The sequence below is a fragment of the Pseudomonas sp. DWRC2-2 genome, from assembly GCF_049897885.1.
GTDB lineage: Bacteria > Pseudomonadota > Gammaproteobacteria > Pseudomonadales > Pseudomonadaceae > Aquipseudomonas > Aquipseudomonas azotoformans_A.
Window position 1 is genome coordinate 804,213 of sequence record NZ_JAFCXD010000001.1, and the last position, 17,013, is coordinate 821,225.

General features: G+C 57.5%; 19 protein-coding genes and 1 tRNA gene. 13 read left to right on the forward strand and 7 right to left on the reverse strand.

Translation table 11 applies throughout. From position 1 onward, the window contains the following. Positions 1–35 precede the first annotated feature (35 nt). The 3 genes from ACP7EW_RS04025 to ACP7EW_RS04035 all read right to left on the reverse strand — a co-directional run bounded on the left by ACP7EW_RS04025 (position 36) and on the right by ACP7EW_RS04035 (position 3,354). Entirely contained in the window at positions 36–1,088 is a 1,053-nt protein-coding gene (locus ACP7EW_RS04025) for a hypothetical protein (protein ID WP_426215474.1), read from the reverse strand. Between the two features lie 99 nt (positions 1,089–1,187). After that, complete coding sequence (locus ACP7EW_RS04030) at positions 1,188–2,513, reverse strand: MFS transporter (RefSeq protein WP_038844317.1); 1,326 nt, start codon at positions 2,511–2,513, stop codon at positions 1,188–1,190. A 187-nt stretch (positions 2,514–2,700) separates the two neighbouring features. Further along, the gene (locus ACP7EW_RS04035; RefSeq protein ID WP_038844318.1) at positions 2,701–3,354 is read right to left on the reverse strand and encodes a GntR family transcriptional regulator; all 654 of its coding nucleotides are present in this window, start codon (positions 3,352–3,354) and stop codon (positions 2,701–2,703) included. A gap of 172 nt (positions 3,355–3,526) precedes the next feature. Between ACP7EW_RS04035 and ACP7EW_RS04040 the strand changes: the two genes are divergently transcribed. From ACP7EW_RS04040 to ACP7EW_RS04050, 3 genes are all read left to right on the forward strand, one after another. Next, positions 3,527–4,396, forward strand: coding sequence for an NAD(P)-binding domain-containing protein (locus ACP7EW_RS04040; RefSeq protein WP_426215477.1), 870 nt, complete (start codon positions 3,527–3,529; stop codon positions 4,394–4,396). Between the two features lie 28 nt (positions 4,397–4,424). Further along, positions 4,425–5,066 (forward strand): 4-carboxy-4-hydroxy-2-oxoadipate aldolase/oxaloacetate decarboxylase, encoded by a 642-nt coding sequence (locus ACP7EW_RS04045; protein WP_426215479.1) that lies wholly within the window; start codon positions 4,425–4,427, stop codon positions 5,064–5,066. Between the two features lie 186 nt (positions 5,067–5,252). After that, positions 5,253–6,071 (forward strand): DUF3800 domain-containing protein, encoded by an 819-nt coding sequence (locus ACP7EW_RS04050; protein WP_426215481.1) that lies wholly within the window; start codon positions 5,253–5,255, stop codon positions 6,069–6,071. Positions 6,072–6,105: 34 nt separating this feature from the next. On the opposite strand, the gene ACP7EW_RS04055 is transcribed toward ACP7EW_RS04050, so the two are convergent. Together ACP7EW_RS04055 and ACP7EW_RS04060 are read right to left on the reverse strand one after the other, a co-directional pair. Beyond that, positions 6,106–7,557, reverse strand: coding sequence for an amino acid racemase (locus ACP7EW_RS04055; RefSeq protein ID WP_426215483.1), 1,452 nt, complete (start codon positions 7,555–7,557; stop codon positions 6,106–6,108). Continuing rightward, the gene (locus ACP7EW_RS04060; protein ID WP_426215485.1) at positions 7,554–8,816 is read right to left on the reverse strand and encodes a dicarboxylate/amino acid:cation symporter; all 1,263 of its coding nucleotides are present in this window, start codon (positions 8,814–8,816) and stop codon (positions 7,554–7,556) included. The genes ACP7EW_RS04055 and ACP7EW_RS04060 overlap by 4 nt, the downstream gene beginning before the upstream one ends. Positions 8,817–8,989: 173 nt before the next feature. Here ACP7EW_RS04060 and ACP7EW_RS04065 point away from each other — a divergent pair, with 173 nt between their 5' ends. The 10 genes from ACP7EW_RS04065 (at position 8,990) to ACP7EW_RS04110 (ending at position 15,454) form a co-directional block, all read left to right on the forward strand. After that, positions 8,990–9,910: a LysR substrate-binding domain-containing protein gene (locus ACP7EW_RS04065; protein WP_426215486.1), complete on the forward strand. Its 921-nt coding sequence runs from the start codon at positions 8,990–8,992 to the stop codon at positions 9,908–9,910. 122 nt (positions 9,911–10,032) lie between these two features. Continuing rightward, positions 10,033–10,236, forward strand: coding sequence for a DUF417 family protein (locus ACP7EW_RS04070; RefSeq protein ID WP_426215488.1), 204 nt, complete (start codon positions 10,033–10,035; stop codon positions 10,234–10,236). Beyond that, on the forward strand, positions 10,202–10,609 hold the full coding sequence (locus ACP7EW_RS04075) for a DUF417 family protein (RefSeq protein WP_426216382.1): 408 nt from the start codon (positions 10,202–10,204) through the stop codon (positions 10,607–10,609). Before ACP7EW_RS04070 ends, ACP7EW_RS04075 begins: the two co-directional genes overlap by 35 nt. Before the next feature lie 16 nt (positions 10,610–10,625). Next, the gene (locus tag ACP7EW_RS04080) at positions 10,626–10,856 is read left to right on the forward strand and encodes a DUF2790 domain-containing protein (protein ID WP_426215490.1); all 231 of its coding nucleotides are present in this window, start codon (positions 10,626–10,628) and stop codon (positions 10,854–10,856) included. Between the two features lie 90 nt (positions 10,857–10,946). Beyond that, positions 10,947–11,249 carry an ArsR/SmtB family transcription factor gene (locus tag ACP7EW_RS04085; RefSeq protein WP_033900970.1) on the forward strand — a complete coding sequence of 101 codons (303 nt, stop codon included), beginning with the start codon at positions 10,947–10,949 and terminating at the stop codon, positions 11,247–11,249. A gap of 61 nt (positions 11,250–11,310) precedes the next feature. Beyond that, entirely contained in the window at positions 11,311–12,291 is a 981-nt protein-coding gene (locus ACP7EW_RS04090) for a zinc-dependent alcohol dehydrogenase family protein (protein ID WP_426215492.1), read from the forward strand. Next, on the forward strand, positions 12,288–12,584 hold the full coding sequence (locus ACP7EW_RS04095; RefSeq protein WP_061449143.1) for an antibiotic biosynthesis monooxygenase family protein: 297 nt from the start codon (positions 12,288–12,290) through the stop codon (positions 12,582–12,584). Before ACP7EW_RS04090 ends, ACP7EW_RS04095 begins: the two co-directional genes overlap by 4 nt. 217 nt (positions 12,585–12,801) lie before the next feature. Continuing rightward, positions 12,802–13,785: a DUF1852 domain-containing protein gene (locus ACP7EW_RS04100; protein ID WP_426215494.1), complete on the forward strand. Its 984-nt coding sequence runs from the start codon at positions 12,802–12,804 to the stop codon at positions 13,783–13,785. Between the two features lie 27 nt (positions 13,786–13,812). Then, a complete protein-coding gene (locus tag ACP7EW_RS04105) occupies positions 13,813–14,841 on the forward strand; it encodes a methionine synthase (protein WP_191983014.1) in 1,029 nt (342 codons plus the stop codon). A 100-nt stretch (positions 14,842–14,941) separates the two neighbouring features. Further along, complete coding sequence (locus ACP7EW_RS04110; RefSeq protein WP_426215496.1) at positions 14,942–15,454, forward strand: flavin reductase family protein; 513 nt, start codon at positions 14,942–14,944, stop codon at positions 15,452–15,454. A gap of 78 nt (positions 15,455–15,532) precedes the next feature. Here the strand turns inward: ACP7EW_RS04110 and ACP7EW_RS04115 are convergent. After that, positions 15,533–15,605, reverse strand: a tRNA-Asn gene (locus ACP7EW_RS04115). 228 nt (positions 15,606–15,833) lie between these two features. Next, the gene (locus tag ACP7EW_RS04120; RefSeq protein ID WP_426215498.1) at positions 15,834–16,397 is read right to left on the reverse strand and encodes a hypothetical protein; all 564 of its coding nucleotides are present in this window, start codon (positions 16,395–16,397) and stop codon (positions 15,834–15,836) included. Between the last annotated feature and the right edge of the window lie 616 nt (positions 16,398–17,013).

The window sequence follows — 17,013 nt, forward strand, 5'->3', positions numbered from 1 at the left end:
TATTGTTTTTATCGAGACGCAGCGTGGGGCTAGGCTTAGGGAAACAGCATCCGTGCAACGGCTTTATCGCCGAGCAATCGCGCCGCGTTATGGCCGATCCCGGGGAGGGTGTGCTGTGGATGGCGCAACGGAATCTGCCATTGGCGGGACAGGAACTGCTCGTAGCTCACGTAGTTGAGCTGGCGATCCAACCGCGTCGCGCCTTGGTAATTGGCACCGCAGGAACTGTCGAGTACGCGGCTGGTGGGGTTGTTGTCCTGGGCGCCGACCAGGTAGGTGATGTCGCGCGCGGCATAGCGGGCAAACAACTGGCGGCTGCTGAGGTGCTGGTTGAGCAGGTACGCGGGGGCGCCGTCGATACCGTAGCGATAACGGCTGTAGCTGGGGCACATCACCGTCACGACGGGCTTGAACACGCCGTCCTGCAGGCGGCTTTCTTCGAAATACACGTAGCTCGACGGGCTGGCAACGACGTAGCGGATGCTCAAGCCGTGGGCCTTGAGGCCGCCATCCAGATCATTCACCACCGCGTAGCGCTGCATCAATTGCGCGCCCGCCGAGTGGCTGACCATCACGATTTCCTTCAGCGCCGGGTAACGCTGGCGGTCAGACAGGTAGGCGACTACATCGTCCAGTACCTGGAAGGCCGGGATGCCTTTGTGACCGAATTGGGACTCGATGCCGTGCATCCATTTGTCGCGGGGCCACAGCGGCATGTCGTCGCTGACACCGGCGTCGGTGGGGGTGAGGAAATTCGGCGCCAGCAACAGGGTGTTTTGCAGGTGGGCGTTGCCGAGCAATGTGCGGCCGGTCTTGAAGTACTGGTCACCGTCACGTTGCACGCCATGCACGATCACCACCGCGCGCTCAATGGTGCTGGGCGGGTTGTAGAGATCAGCGTTGGCGTACACCAGGAACGGGTAGGCACTGCCATCGTGGCCCAGGCGCAGGACCTGACGGGCATCGGCCTCGGGTTTGTCGGCGCTTTCGCTATGCACGTCGACCTTGGAGCAACTGGTCAGCGTGCCCATCAAGGCCAAGGTAGCCAGCAATGTGGTGAAGGGTTTGGTGGACAGGCTTATCGACATGGCCGGGCGCTTCTCTTGTTTTTTTACGAGCCTACCAGTGCTGTCCACCTATGAAAAATATCTAAATAACGGGGTTTGGATACTTTAAAAATATGACCCTCATTGACTCACAGGCACCGGCTCGGCAATGGTCAACAGCACCAGGAAACTGGCAAAGGAGCCGATCGCCATAAACAGGAACACCTGGGACCAGCCATAACTGTCGAGCAGCAGCCCCACCAGAAACGGCGCTGCCGCACCGCCTAACTGCCCGCCCATGTTGACGATGGAACTGGCAATCGGAAAGGTCTTCTTGGTGGCCAGGCCCATCGGGTAAACCATGTAGGACGAGTAACCGATGCTGATCAAGGTGCCGGTGAGGAACAGCAGCGCAGCGTACAGCGTCGGGTCATTCGGTGAGTTGATCAGCGCGTACATGGTACCGACCGTGGCCAGCGCCGAGAGCATCATGCCGGGCTTGCGCCGCTTGCCCAGCACGCGGTCGGACAGGATGCCACCGAGCAGGTTGCCGCAGATCGCCCCCACCCACGGCGCCGCCGAGACAAAGCCCATGTTCATGATCGAGAACTGCTTGACCGTCATCAGGTAGGTGGGAATCCACGACAACAGCACCATGGTGATGCCCACCTGAAAGCTGTAGCTCAGGGCGCAACCAACCACGTTCCAGGACCGAAACAGCCCGCGACTGGTGGCGATAGGCTCCACCGGCTTGACGCGGATAAAGGCGTCCAGGCGCTTGAAGTGCCGTTGCGCGCCTTCGGTTTTCTGGGTGATGACGTTGTTGGTTTCATCAGTGATATGCGCCAGCTCGCCGGCATTCACAAAGCGGCTTTGCGCCGGCTGGTTGGCCACCAGGAAGTACCAGGCAATGGACAACACAATGCCCGGCACGGCGAAGATGTAGAAGATCTCGCGCCAGCCCCACATCGCCACGATCGCCACGCACAACGGTGGCACGATCACCGGGCCGAACTTCACCGCGGCCAGGAAGATACCAGTGGCGGTGCCCTTCTCTTTGGCCGGAAACCATTGGTTGATAGTCGACGCGATACCAATCGGCAGAGGGCCTTCGGCAATCCCCAGGGCAAAACGGTAGATCTTCAAGGCCAGCACCGAATTGACCGTGCCCATCAAGGCGGTGAACACCGAGGTGGCTATCATCGAAAACGAGAAGATCTTGCGCACCCCGAAACGGCTGGAGGCAAAACCCGAGGGAATCTGCGCCAGGGCATAGGCCAGCAGGAACACACTGAGCAACGCGCCGGCTTCGGCGTTGGTCATCGGGTATTCCTCGCGGATAAACGGCAAGGCCACGCCCAGGTTGGCGCGGTCGGCCGAGGCCACGGTGTACACGAGAAAAAACAGCCCTGCGACGATCCAGCGGAAACGCGACGGTTTTTCAGCGGTGGGGACCTGAATACTCATACGGGATACCTGGTTTTATTATTGGAATGTGCCGTGTGTGTCGAATCCGGGGTGCAGGCTCCCGCTGAGGCAGGTTCAGCCGCCTCAGGTCTGGTGTTTCTTCGGGTCCTTGTGAACGTCAGGCAGGAGTCATTGCCCGGTCTCGTGGCGCCGACTCTAACGCATATTGTTTTAGTTTTGTATTTTTTTATCGACGAACGGGCGACTCACTGCGCCGCGCCATGAAGCGCAGGTAGGCCATGCGGATATGGGTTTGCATGGCGCGCTGGGCCAACTCGCCATCGTTCTGCTCGATGGCATAGGTGATGTCCAGGTGCTGCTGCAGGCTGCGTTCCAGGTCGGCTGGGCGGTAGAGGAAAAACGAACGGGTGATCACCGGCATGTCGATCAAGGTGGCGAGCATCGATTTGAGCCGCTGCGAGCGGGCGATCTCCAGCACCTGGGCATGGAAGGCACGGTTGGCCTCCTGCACGCGCAGGGTCACGTCCGGCCCTTTGCTGGCAATGGCGTCCGCCATCAGCGCGTTGATACGGTGCAGTTCAGCCACGTCCTGCGGGGTCGCGCGCTGGGCGGCGAGCAAGGCTGCGTGGGGTTCGAGCAGCTCGCGCAAGCTGAACATTTCTTCCAGGTCCCACTGGGTCCAGCCGGCGACAAACACCCCACGGTTGGCCTCGATCACCGCCAGGCCGTCGTCCACCAGCTTCTTCAGCGACGCGCGCACCGGCGTGCGGCTCAGGCCGAATTCCTTGCCCAGCGGTTCTTCCTTGAGTTGCGTACCGGGCTCGTACTGGCCGGCGATGATACGGTTTCTCAAGGTCTCGTAGATGAGATCGTTGGCCATGTTTGCCTTCTGTGTCGAGGTGGGTCAGGGCTCTGCCCCGGGGTGCCAACAGCGGATTCTGAGGCTTGTCGCAGGCTAATGACAGAGGACCGTCCGGGCACTTTGTACAAAAATCGTTTGCAATCACTCAGATTGTATTTTAATTGTATTGCCACCTGAATCCGGAGGCGACATGAAAATAACAATCATAGGGCTCGGCGAAGTCGGCCGTTGCTATGCCCAGGCCTTGGCGTCCAATAGCACCGTGAAGTTGCTGCTCTGCGAGCAACGCATCGCACCGGCGGCACAACGGTTGGCGGACGAATTGGGTGTGCAGATCCACCTTGGTGTAGGCGACTGGTTGGCCGAATCGGACTGCGTGCTGTCCTGCGTGGTGGGCACCCAGTCCCTGGAAGTGACCCGCGAATGCCTGGCGTACCTCAAGCCCGGCACGCTGTTTGCCGACCTAACCACCGCCGCCCCCGAGCGCAAGCGCCTGGCCGGTGCCGAGGCCGCACAGCAACGGGTCGACTACGTAGATGTGGCGATCATGGGTGCTATTGCCTATCTGCGCGAAAAGACCCCGCTGCTGTGTTCCGGCGCCAAGGCGGATGCCTTTGTCGAACTGTTGCTCAGCGCTGGGGCCACCGCGCGCGCCCTGCCCGCCAGCCAACCCGGCGATGCAATCACGCTGAAAATCCTGCGCAGCGTCTTCACCAAAGGCATGGAAGCACTCGCGGTGGACGTATTGCTGGCGGCCGAACGCCAACAACTGCGCCCTGCCCTCTATGAAGTGCTCAAGGATATCGACCAGGCACCTCTGCCCGCCTTCCTGGAAATGCTTGTGTCCACCCACGTGGTGCACGCCACGCGGCGCTTGCATGAAGTCGAAGAAGCCGAGCGCCAACTGGCCTCGCTCGGCATTGCCAGCAGCGTACTCGGCGGCGTGCGCCAGCGCTTCAGCCACAGCAGCGAAGGCCTGGAGCAGGAACCGATCACCGAAGAACAACCGAGCCTTGCCCAAGCATTGGATTGGCTCGGCCGTCACACCCCAGCCGCTTGAACAGCCCTTATAAAAACGGAACGCCACCATGCCTGTTACCCAAGACCAACTCGACACCCTCAAACAACTGGGCACCGCCACCATCCACGAAGCCCAGGGCCAGAAAGGCGCTCTGGACAGTGGCCTGCGCCCGGTCGACCCGAGCCTGCGCCTGGCCGGCCCCGCCTTGACCGTAGACTGCCGCCCCGACGACAACCTGGCCATCCACTATGCCCTGACCAAAGCCAAATCCGGCGATGTGCTGGTGGTGGACGCCAAGGGCTTCATGGAGGCCGGCCCCTGGGGCGACCTGCTGACCCTGGCCTCGCAGAAACTCGGGATTGTCGGCCTGGTGATGAACGGCGCCGTGCGCGACGCCAATGCCATCATCGAAATGGGCTTCCCGACCTTTTCCCGCGGCCTGAGCATCAAGGGCACCAACAAATGCCAGCCGGGAAAGGTCAACGTGCCCATCGTGATCGGTGGCGTGAACATCAACCCGGGCGACATCATCGTCGGCGACCGCGATGGGCTGGTGGTGGTGGAACAGGATCGCGTTGAAGAAGTGATCCGGTTGAGCCGTAGTCGGGAAGATAAGGAGGATGGGATTCGGGCGGGGCTGGAGGCAGGGAAAACTACGGTTGACCTGCTGGGGTTGGCGCCGACGCTGGAGAAATTTGGGATGCGCTGATGCAAGCAGGGCAATTTCCCGATCACGTGTAGGATCTGCCTGATTCTCATCAAACGACTGGAGCCCGCGCCACTTTTTCGCTAGATTCCTTCCCAACGCATATGGGCAACCATGTGCCCACCTTCCGAGGCCCGTTGCGAGAAATCGCACGGGCTTTCGTGTTTCTCATGGATGGGGAAATCGAATTTGACTCAATACATTGCTTATCTGGATGAGTTTGGCCACGTGGGCCAATATGTTTCTCGAAAACATCCGATGTACAAAACCAGCCCTGTATTCGGTCTGGGCGGCATGCTGATTCCCGCCCAAGAGGTTCGCGAATTCGCGATCTACTTCTACAAGCTCAAGTGCCAGTTGCTCGCCTGGGATCTCAAACACAAAAACCCACAACATTTACCGGCCTACCATTGGGAAAAGAAGGGCTCTGCGCTGTTTACTGTGGACAATGTAAGCAAATATAGAGAGCTGAGAAGGTCTTCATTTCGCCTCCTGAGTCATATCCGCAAAATTGGCGGACACATTTTTTACACCGGTGAGCACAAGCCTACCGAACCCAGCGAACACAACTCGACCGAGACATTCAAGCGAGCGCTGCTCCAGTCCATCCGAAAAATCGATCGCTTTTGCACGTTAAACAATGCCTCGTTCATCGTCCTGTTGGATGAGCAGAAAGCCGGAAATGAATGGCGCGAACGAAACGTTGAAGCTTGTACCTTGGCGATGTTTGAAGACCCGTCGGAAAAATGCCGCACACTCATAGAGCCGCCACTTCAAGGTGAGAGCTATCTATTTCAAACCTTGCAATGCGCTGACTGGCTGTGTGGATTGATTGGCCGACTGACGACTTTTACCGTCGCGCCCGACGAGTTCGAAGACTGGCAGCTCTTCGACATGTATTTCGCCGCGCGCATCGCAGACGTAGCCCTGCCCGGCAGCGGTCTGGAACAAAAGAAACGGGTTAAACTTACCGAGCGGCTCCCTCAGCTGTCAGCAAATGACTGTTAATCATTGGGCGCCCTAACGGCGCCTACCCCAGGTTTCACACAGTGTTGCGACCATCTGAAGACAGACCGATGCAACGTCGCGCAAGAATTGTGGTGGGGTCCACCAAGGCAACGCGATAGTTGCCGACCCGGAACGACTCACTGTGCGCCAACACCAACGGCAACTCCGTACACCCCAAAATCAACACCCTCGCCCCCTGCTCACACAAATGCTCTGCCGCCAGCAGCAATTGCTCGCGGCAGACGCCCTCGGTAAATCCGGCCTTGATACCCCGCTCGCCATAAATCGCTTCCATCACCAGCGCCTGGTAATCGAAACCGGGGGTGATGAGTTGCAACCCAGAACGCCGCGCCGCCTGGTGGTAGACCTGGCTTTGCAGGGTGCCGGAGGTCGCCAGCAGGCCAACCGCCTGGCGACTGCCGTAGGTGCTCACGATCCACTCCACCGTTTCGCTGAGCATGTTGACGATGGGCACGCGCAAATGCGCCTGGATGCGTTCGACAAACGCATGGGCGGTGTTGCACGGGATCGCGATGGCTTGGGCGCCAGCACTTTCCAGGCGTTTGCAGGTGGCGTACAGCGCCAGGGTGGGGTCGGTTTCGTCGCGCAACAGGTTGGCGGTGCGGTCAGGGATTTGCGGATTCTGCTCCACCACCATCTTGATATGGTCCTGGTCCTTGCCCGCCGGTGTGTGGGCGACCACCTTGCCCATGAAGTCCACGGTGGCCGCAGGGCCGACGCCACCGACGATGCCCAGTTTGAACGGCGGCTGGCGTGTCGGGCCGTCGGCCTGGGTGGCGAACTCGGCATAGATCTGGTTGATGTCGAGCACACTGATGCCGCGCCGTTGCAGGTCGCCGCACACCAGCGACAGCTCGGTCATGCCCGGCACGATCACCGTGGCGCCCTGCCCTTGCAATGACAGGCACGCCTGGTACACCGACTCCAGCGGCACACCGTCGAGGTGGCCGTCCTTGATGCCATTGACGCCATACATTGCCTCCATCAACGCGACCTGGGCGTGGTCCTCCGGATACACCAGGTTAAAGCGCTGGCCGAGGTGCTGTTCAAACAAACCAGCGTGGCGCACGAAGTCCGATGCAATCACGCCCAGGGTGGCACCCGGTGCGACACTGCGCAGGATATGCCGGACGAGTGCCTGCATCATGTCCAGCACGGGAATACCCAGCTCCTGCTGGATTTCCTCGCGGAAAGTCTGGCTGGCGAAACACGGCAGCAGTACCGCATCCACGCCGCTGTCCTCAAAGGTCTTGCACACCTGGAACACATAGAATTTGCGCGCGGTCATGCTCGCGTGGCGGTCCAGGGGCAACAGCACATCCTTGAAGGGGTGCTGCTCGAACAGGAAGTGGTAGCGCCCCTGGTCCTCCAGCACGGCCCTGGATTTGACCAGTTTGTAGAACAGATCACCGCCCGCCAGCGAGCCGAGCCCGCCGACGATGCCCAATCGGGAAGTGGTGGTCATGTGCGCACCATCTGCGGCAGCTCGGCAGGTTCTTGCTCGGTCTCGGATTTCGCCACCACCGCCGTGGCGATGCTGTTGCCCACCACGTTGGTGGCGGTGCGCGCCATGTCGAGAAACTGGTCGATGCCAATAATCAGCAGCAGTCCAGCTTCAGGCAGGTTGAACATCGGCAAGGTCGCCGCTACCACCACCACCGAGGCACGCGCCACGCCGGCCATGCCTTTGCTGGTGATCATCAGCGTCAGGAGAATCAGCAGTTGCTGGGTGAAACTCAGGTCGATGTTGTAGGCCTGGGCGATAAACATGATCGCGAACGCCTGGTACATCATTGAGCCGTCAAGGTTGAAGGAGTAGCCCAGCGGCAATACAAAGCTGGAGACGCGCTTGGGCGCGCCGAATTTCTCCAGGGCCTCCATGGTTTTCGGGTAGGCCGACTCGCTGCTGGCCGTGGAGAATGCCAGCAGGATCGGCTCGCGGATCAGCTTACCGAGGGTGAACACCGAACGCCCGAGGAACAGGTAGCCAGCGGCGAACAGCAACACCCAGAGCAACACAATCCCCAGATAAAACTCGGCGATGAGCTTGGCGTAATCCGCCAGCAGGCCCAGGCCGTTGGTGGTGATTGCCGAGGCAATGGCGGCAAACACACCGATTGGCGCGAAGGCCATGACGTAGTCGGTGATCTTGAACATCACCTTGGCCAGTTCGTCCACGGTGTCGGTGATACGCGTATATCCGGCGCGCTTGACGCCCGCCAGCGCGAAGCCGAAGAACAGCGAAAACACCACGATCTGCAGGATCTCGTTGTTGGCCATCGCCTCGGCAATACTGCGCGGGAACACGTGACTGATAAAGGTCTTGAGACTGAAGTCCCCGGTATCGACCGGCACCGCCGCCGTGGCGTGTTGCACCACCTGCATGTTCAACCCGGCACCCGGCTGGAACAGGTTGACCAGCGCCATGCCGAGCATCAGCGAGACCAGCGACGCCGTGACAAACCACAGCATGGCCCGCATCCCGATACGCCCCACCGAACGCGAACTGCCCATGCTCGCGATGCCGCCCACCAAGGTGGCGAACACCAGCGGCGCAATGATCATCTTGATCATGCGCAAAAAGATGTCGGTCACCATCGAAAAGTACCCGGCCAATTCCTTGGCGGCCTGCTCACTGCCGGCATAGTGGTGACAGGCCCATCCCACCAGCACGCCCAGGGCGATGCCGACTGCAATGCGACGGGGGAGTTTGTTCTTGTTCACAGGTACGGCCCTCGGATGGCTTTTGTTGTATGCCGGGGATTCTAGGGACAGCCCCCGACCACCATGATGAGTAATCCGGCTAACCCCATGCGCTTTTGGAATAGTTTGCAAAAAGCCAAGCCCCGCCTGGGCGAGGCGGCCTAAAATCGGGGCTCACCGCCTGGAGAACCGGCATGCAGATCAAATGGTTGGACGACCTCTTGGCCATCGCCGAGTGGAAGAACTTTTCCCGCGCCGCCGAAATGCGCTGCGTGACGCAATCGGCCTTGTCGCGGCGTATTCGCTCACTGGAAGAATGGGTGGGTGTCGAACTGGTCGACCGTGGCACCTATCCGGTGCAACTTACGGCCGCCGGCGTCGCCTTCTGCAGCGAAAGCCGCGACGCCCTCGCCGGCCTGATGCGCCTGCGCGCCAGCCTGCGCGAAGTGGAACGCATGCCGGGGCGCTCGATCCAGGTGACCGCCGGCCACAGCCTGTCGATGACCTTCCTGCCCAAGTGGCTGGCGCAGTTCCAGCGGCACACTGAGCAGTTCAATGCACGGGTGGTGGCGGCGAATATTCATGATGCGGTGATTGCGCTGGAAGAGGGCAGCTGCGACCTGATGATCGTCTACCATCATCCGCTGGCGCCGATCCTGCTGGACGCGGAACGCTTCGGCAGCCTGGCCTTGGGACATGATGCGTTTATCCCACTGTGCGCCCCGGACAAACGGGGTCGGCCGCTGTATCGCCTGCCGGGCAACACAGGCAAACCCGTCCCGCATTTGGCCTACACGGCCACGACATTCCTGGGGCGCGTGGCGGAAATCGTGATCAAGAACGGCCCTGCGCCCGCCGTGCTGGAGCGCTGCTACGAAGCCGACATGGCCATGCTGCTGATGCGCATGGCCATCGAGGGCTATGGGGTGGCGTGGCTGCCCCAGAGCGCGGTGGTGGATGAGTTGGAACGTGGGCTGCTGGTGCGTGCTGGGGGAGAGGAATGGAGTACACGGTTGGAGATTCGCTCGTATTGCGCGGTTGAAAACCAGAACCCGACGATGAGGAAGTTGTGGAGGACGCTGGAAGGTTGGCGCGCAGGAGCGCCCGACACTTGATACGCCCCCATCTTTGAGACGATCAGACAAAAATCTGAGCCTTACGCAACAAGGCTCCCCCCGGCAAAACCGCACACTTCTCCCACGTTCTCACACACCGTGGAATGACTGGAGAAGTCCTCATGTTGCATTCATTCAACGCCGGCCTGCGTGCGATCGGCAAGCTCGACACCCTCGGCACCTACCTGATGCGCCTGGCGATTGGCATCGTCTTCCTGTGGATCGGCGCGTTGAAGTTCGCCCCCCTACGAAGCCGACAGCATTACTCCTTTTGTCGCCAACAGCCCATTCCTGTCGTTCTTCTACCAGCAGCCACAGGACTATAAGACACACCTGACTCACGAAGGTGAGCTGGACCAGGACAAACGTGCCTGGCAAACGGCCAACCACACTTACGCCTTCTCTTACGGGCTGGGCACGGTGGAAATCCTGATCGGCCTGCTGGTGCTCTCCAACCCGCTCTCGCGCAAGACCGGCCTGCTCGGCGGCGCCCTCGCCTTTGCCACGCCGGTGGTGACCTTGAGTTTTCTGATCACCACCCCTGAAGCGTGGGTAAGTGCGGCGGGCGATGCCCAGCACGGGTTCCCCTACCTCTCTGGCGGCGGCCGGCTGGTGCTCAAGGATGTGCTGATGCTCGCCGGCGCCCTGCCCATCATGGCCGATTCCGCTCGGCGCTTACTGCAAGAACATTCCCTTTGAATCCTGGAGTCTCCTCATGAAAATGTTAGCCGCGCTTTCCCTTGCTTTCGTATTCAGCAACGCCTTCGCCGCACCTGCCGTCGAAAGCGCCCAGACCGGCGTACCGCTGGATGTGGCCAAAACCATCAGCGTCACCGACACCAGTCAGGTCTGCGGCGTGGTTCCCGTGGAGTGGGTCTACGATGACTCGCAGGGTGTACGGCATATTGCGAGCTATCTGGTGATGGGGAGCGGATGTACAAACTGAAGGAATCAGGGAAATCCTAGAGGCCTGCATCATTGCAGGCTTTCTACATTCCCAGATTGACATATCGGTAAATCTCGATATCCTCACACCATGGACCTACTCGAAATATTCAAAGCCCTCTCAAACCGGACTCGACTTGAAATCCTGAAAGGTTTGAAGGACCCCGAAAAGAACTTCCCTGCCCAGGATGAAGGGGACGTTCATACGGTGGGCGTTTGCGTCAGCAGTATTCAGGAAGGCGTCGGGCTGTCGCAGTCGACCGTATCTGATTACCTGGCAACGCTGCATCGAGCCGGCCTGATCGAAACCCGGCGCATCGGCCAATGGACCTACTACAAGCGAAACGAAGCAACCATCAGTGCGCTCGCCGAGATCATTGGCAAGGAGCTGTAATTTTTTGACCCAAGATATCGAGAATTCCCGATATCCCTTTTTACCGAAACGAGGTAATGCAATGAAAGCGATGAGGCTTAAATCATTTGGCGGCCCGGATTCGTTCGAACTCTGCGAGGTGCCCACGCCGGTGCCGCACACGGGACAGGTCCTGGTGCGGGTACACGCCACGTCCATCAACCCGTTGGATTATCAGGTGCGACGCGGCGACTACTCCGACCTGGTGCCCCTCCCCGCCATCACCGGCCATGACGTCTCCGGCGTTGTCGAAGCCGTCGGGCACGGCGTGACGAACTTCGTGCCAGGCGACGAAGTCTGGTACACCCCGCAGATATTCGACGGCCCCGGCAGTTATGCCGAATACCACGTGGCAGCCGAAAACATTGTCGGGAAAAAACCGCCCACGCTTAGCCACCTGGAAGCGGCCAGCCTGAGCCTTGTTGGCGGAACGGCATGGGAAGCGCTGACCGTGCGCGCAGCGCTTCGGGTGGGAGAAAGCATCCTGATCCACGGCGGTGCGGGCGGTGTGGGCCACGTCGCGATCCAGCTGGCAAAAGCCATCGGTGCCAGGGTGTTCACCACCGTGCGTGAAGCCAACGCTGAGTTCGCACGGAGCCTGGGCGCCGACGTGATCATCGACTACGAAAAGGAAGACTACGTCGACGTGATCATGCGGGAAACAGAGGGGCGCGGCGTCGATGTGATATTCGATACCCTCGGCGGCAACACGCTGTCGCGCAGCCCTGACGCACTGGCGCAACTGGGCCGCGTGGTGTCGATCGTCGACATTACCCAGCCACAGAACCTGGTGCAGGCCTGGGGCAAGAATGCGAGTTATCACTTCGTGTTCACCCGGCAAAACCGCGGCAAACTCGACGAGTTGAGCACATTGGTAGCACGGGGTCAGCTGCGTCCACACGTCGGCGCCGTCTATGCACTGGCTGACATCGCACTCGCCCATGCCCGGTTGGAGAGCCCCAACAACGGCCTCCAAGGCAAAATCGCGATCGCCATCGAGCCCACCGCAGGAGCCAAGCCATGATCTACGAGATCGCCCTGCTCCCCGTTCACAAAGAACAGATTGAAACGTTCAGACAGGCGTTTGCCGAGGTCGCGCCCCTGCTCACCCGCGCAAAGGGCTACCTGGGCCACATGCTCGCCCAAGGGATCGAAACACCTGAGCGCTTCAACCTGATCGTGCGCTGGGCGTCGCTCGAAGACCATACGCCAGGATTCGAAGCCAGTGACGATCACCAGGCATTCATGCAGGGCCTGGAGGCATACTTTTCTGCAGAACCGCAGGTCTACCACATTGAGGGCACGGCCTTCGCCTGAATAAGCCAACAGTAAAAAAAGCCTGCCGCGCGGCAGGCTTTTCTTTATCCGCTGTCTCGTCATGAGTAGGGTTAACGATTCAGTGAAATCAATTCATTTTCACTCAAGAATCGCTCAGCCTAAACTGTTTGTTAATTAAAGACACTGTAAAGACCTCTGAGTAAAACCAGGCGAGACGTTCTTTCAGGTTTATCTCAGACATCAGGGCGCCAGGGTTATGAGCAAAGCATTCACGTTCAGTATTAAGCGAATTCGTTTCGACGAACACTATCAACCGTCCGAAAATACGCGCATCACGACCAACTTTGCCAATTTGGCGAGAGGCAAGCGTCGTCAAGAAAACCTGCGCAATACCTTAAGGATGATTGACAACCGCTTTAATGCCCTAGCGCATTGGGACAACCCTAAAGGCGATCGCTACACGGTCGAACTTGAAATTATTTCTGTTGAGATGAATATCGATGCCGGCTGCACGGGCAACGGCATCCCCCTGATTGAAATATTGAAATCAAATATTATTGACCACAAGACCCATGAACGCTTTGAAGGCATCGTAGGTAATAACTTCTCCTCCTACGTGCGTGATTATGACTTCAGCGTGGTGCTGTTGGGGCACAACAAGGATCAAGCCGAATTCAGCACGCCGGATAACTTTGGCGATTTGCACGGAAAGCTATTCAAGTGCTTCGTCAACTCCGACACCTACAAACAAAACTTCAATAAACCGCCGGTTATCTGCCTGAGTGTTTCAAACACCAAGACCTACCACCGGACTGAGAACCAGCACCCTGTCTTGGGCATTGAATACCAGCAGGATGAATACTCCTTAACGGATGAGTACTTCAATAAAATGGGGCTGAAGGTTCGTTACTTCATGCCGTCCAACAGCGTTGCGCCACTGGCATTTTACTTTTCCGGTGATTTGCTCAGTGATTACACCAATCTGGAGCTGATCAGTACCATCAGTACCATGGACACTTTCCAAAAGATTTACCGGCCTGAGATTTACAACGCCAACTCGGCAGCCGGGCAATCCTACCAACCCAGCTTGAAACACCAGGATTACTCATTAACCCTGATTGTTTATGACCGCGAAGAACGTAGCCAGCTGGCTATCGAGCAAGGAAAGTTTGTCGAAGAACACTTCATCAAACCGTACCAAGCTGTTCTTGAGCAGTGGTCCGCTCACTGCGCGCTTTGACTTATTTAGAATACAAGGTCACCCATCGTGAAAAAATTACTACCGACTTCAACCGCTGGCAGCTTGCCTAAACCTGCTTGGCTTGCACAACCTGAAACGCTATGGTCCCCCTGGAAACTGCAAGACGAGGAACTGGTTGAGGGCAAACAGGACGCTTTGCGTTTGTCGTTGCAGGAACAACAACAAGCCGGCATTGATATCGTCAGCGATGGCGAACAAACACGCCAACACTTCGTCACCACCTTTATTGAACACCTTGACGGCGTTGATTTTGAAAAGCGTGAAACCGTCCGGATTCGTGATCGCTATGATGCCAGCGTACCGACGGTTGTTGGCGCGGTTTCTCGCCAAAAGCCCGTGTTTGTTGAAGACGCCAAGTTCTTGCGCCAGCAAACCAAGCAGCCGATTAAGTGGGCGCTGCCAGGCCCCATGACCATGATCGACACGCTGTATGACAACCACTATAAAAGTCGCGAAAAACTGGCGTGGGAATTCGCCAAGATTCTCAATCAAGAAGCCAGGGAACTGGAGGCGGCGGGTGTCGACATCATCCAGTTTGACGAGCCGGCCTTTAACGTCTTTTTTGACGAGGTGAATGATTGGGGCGTTGCCACCCTGGAAAGGGCCATTGAAGGCCTTAAATGTGAAACCGCGGTGCATATTTGCTATGGCTATGGCATCAAGGCCAATACCGACTGGAAAAAGACGCTGGGTTCAGAGTGGCGCCAATACGAAGAAGCCTTTCCAAAGCTGCAAAAGTCCAGCATCGATATCATCTCGCTGGAATGTCACAACTCCCATGTCCCCATGGATTTGATCGAACTCATTCGCGGCAAAAAAGTGATGGTAGGCGCCATTGACGTGGCCAACCACACCATTGAAACGCCCGAGGAAGTCGCCAATACCCTACGCAAAGCGCTTCAATTTGTAGACGCCGACAAGCTCTACCCTTGCACCAACTGTGGCATGGCCCCGCTGCCTCGCCAGGTAGCCAGAGGCAAGCTGAACGCGCTGAGTGCAGGTGCGGAAATCGTTCGAAGAGAGCTCTCGAACTAGTGCCGGGCGAAGGCCGGAAGAGGAGCATGGCAAGGAAGAAAATGCCGCACCACTTCAGGCCTTCACGCTTTCGAACAGCACTCACTATTCAGGATTGACTATGTCACGTCCCAATACCGCTATCGAGCCATTGAGCTTTCGCGAAGCGCTCGGACACTACGCATCCGGTATCACGGTGATCACATCCCATGTGGATGACGCGCCCATTGGCTTCACTTGCCAGTCGTTCTATAGCGTGTCAATGAACCCGCCACTGGTGTCATTCAGCGTCATGTCCAACTCGGCCAGCTATCCCAAGATCCGCCAGGCAGGACGGTTCGCAGTCAATATCCTGTCAGCTGAGCAGGTCAGGATTTCCAACCAGTTCGCCCGTCGAGGCACGGATAAATGGCACGGCATCGAATGGCAGGAATCGCCGCTGGGTAATCCGGTCATTGCCGGGAGCCTGCACTGGCTGGATTGTGAAATCCACGCCGAGCACGTCGCGGGTGATCACCTGATCGTGATTGGTGAAGTGAAAGCGCTGGATTTAGCCAAAGAGGCTGTTGCGACGCGGCCATTGCTGTATTTCAAAGGGCAATATTGCAACATCGCCACGCATGGCGTGGTTTGAATGGCTAACTAGCCTGCTCTCTTTTTTCAACGCAAAAAAAAGCCTGCATCTCTGCAGGCTTCTCTTTATGTTGCTATCTGGCTCCACGACCTGGACTCGAACCAGGGACCCAATGATTAACAGTCACTTGCTAGCTGTTAGGCGCACTGGGGCCACGACGAAATGTGGCGCAGAAAAAAGGTTAGCTGCATAGCGTGGGTCGCATGAATGCGTCACGCCAGGAAAGTTAGTCGGGTTGGGGTGGCTTGTCAAAGCCGGGCAAAGCAATGACCTGTAGGAAAAGGAGGCACCCTCTGTCAGCTACCGAGTAACCTTTATGCCTCACTTAACTTCCTGACCAACGTAGCCGCCACAGTAGCTTTTGCCGCTTTTCGCTACTTTAGCGCGGAGCTTTTTCAATGCGGCTAAAGGCATCGATGTAAGCAGCCTTCAACGCAAGACTAACAGCATTTAGTGTTTCCGACTTAAGATAGGCTAGATTCTGACTAACCACCTCTTGGCCTGCCCTCTTTATTTTCACACGCGACTGCCCGGTATATTTAGCCGTCCCGATATACACCGAGAGCCTCGCTTCGCATGCATAATAATCAGGACTGTTCCACGTTTTGACAAAAATCCGGTCGATCTCGACTCTGGTTTTTATGCTCGCATCTGCGTCGGATCCGATAGACCGTTTGGTGAACTCAGACCAATCGGTGACTGGGATATTAGCGAAACCTTCGTACAGGCCCACCTTATAGTTGGCCGCATGCCACACCACCTTACTACGCTCGGAACAGGGAGCGCAGCGCTCATCGCCAGATAGGCTGGCTATCGTTGAGTGAATGGTTTTGTTTTTGATCGCAGACAGTTCTGCGTCTGTGGTGTAGGCCGCGAAGTGCAGTTGATTGGTTACGCAGCCGGACAAAAGAAAAAACAAAACCAACAACATACTAGATTTCACTACAACTCCTCCTCTCGCAAGCACTTATACAAGCACGTCATTATTTAACCCTGAAACAGGGTTACACCTATTTCAAACCTAGAAAGTATCACATCACCAGAAAAACTTGACAGATTTATTTTCGGTCAAAAACCAACACACCCACATCAATAAAACTATAAAAAACTTATCTCACTTCCCGACATCAGCATTGGCACCTTTTCACAGATCATCTAAGATCGAATAAAGCTGTCCTCTTAGCGTTGGTCGCATGAATGCGTCACGCCAGGAAAGTTAGTCGGGTTGGGTCGGGTTGGCTTGTCATAGCAGGACATTTCAATGACCTGTAGGAAAAGGAGCCGTGCGTTGTCAGCTACGATGAGAACTTCACTGACGGATCAGATTTTATCGATGCTTCGGTCCCACGACAGATCCTTGACAGTGCGAAGAGTTCGCTTATTAGCGAAGTCAGCTTCGTAGACACTCGGGCAGTCACAGCGTGATTGCTTCGTCACAGCTTTCGGGTTTCCTATTGCAAGGTTTTTTTGCAACTAGGTTTCAACCCGCCAACTGCACCTAGTTTTTTTCATAACGAAAGATAATATTCCTACCCTCGATCTCAAAATTACAAACCACC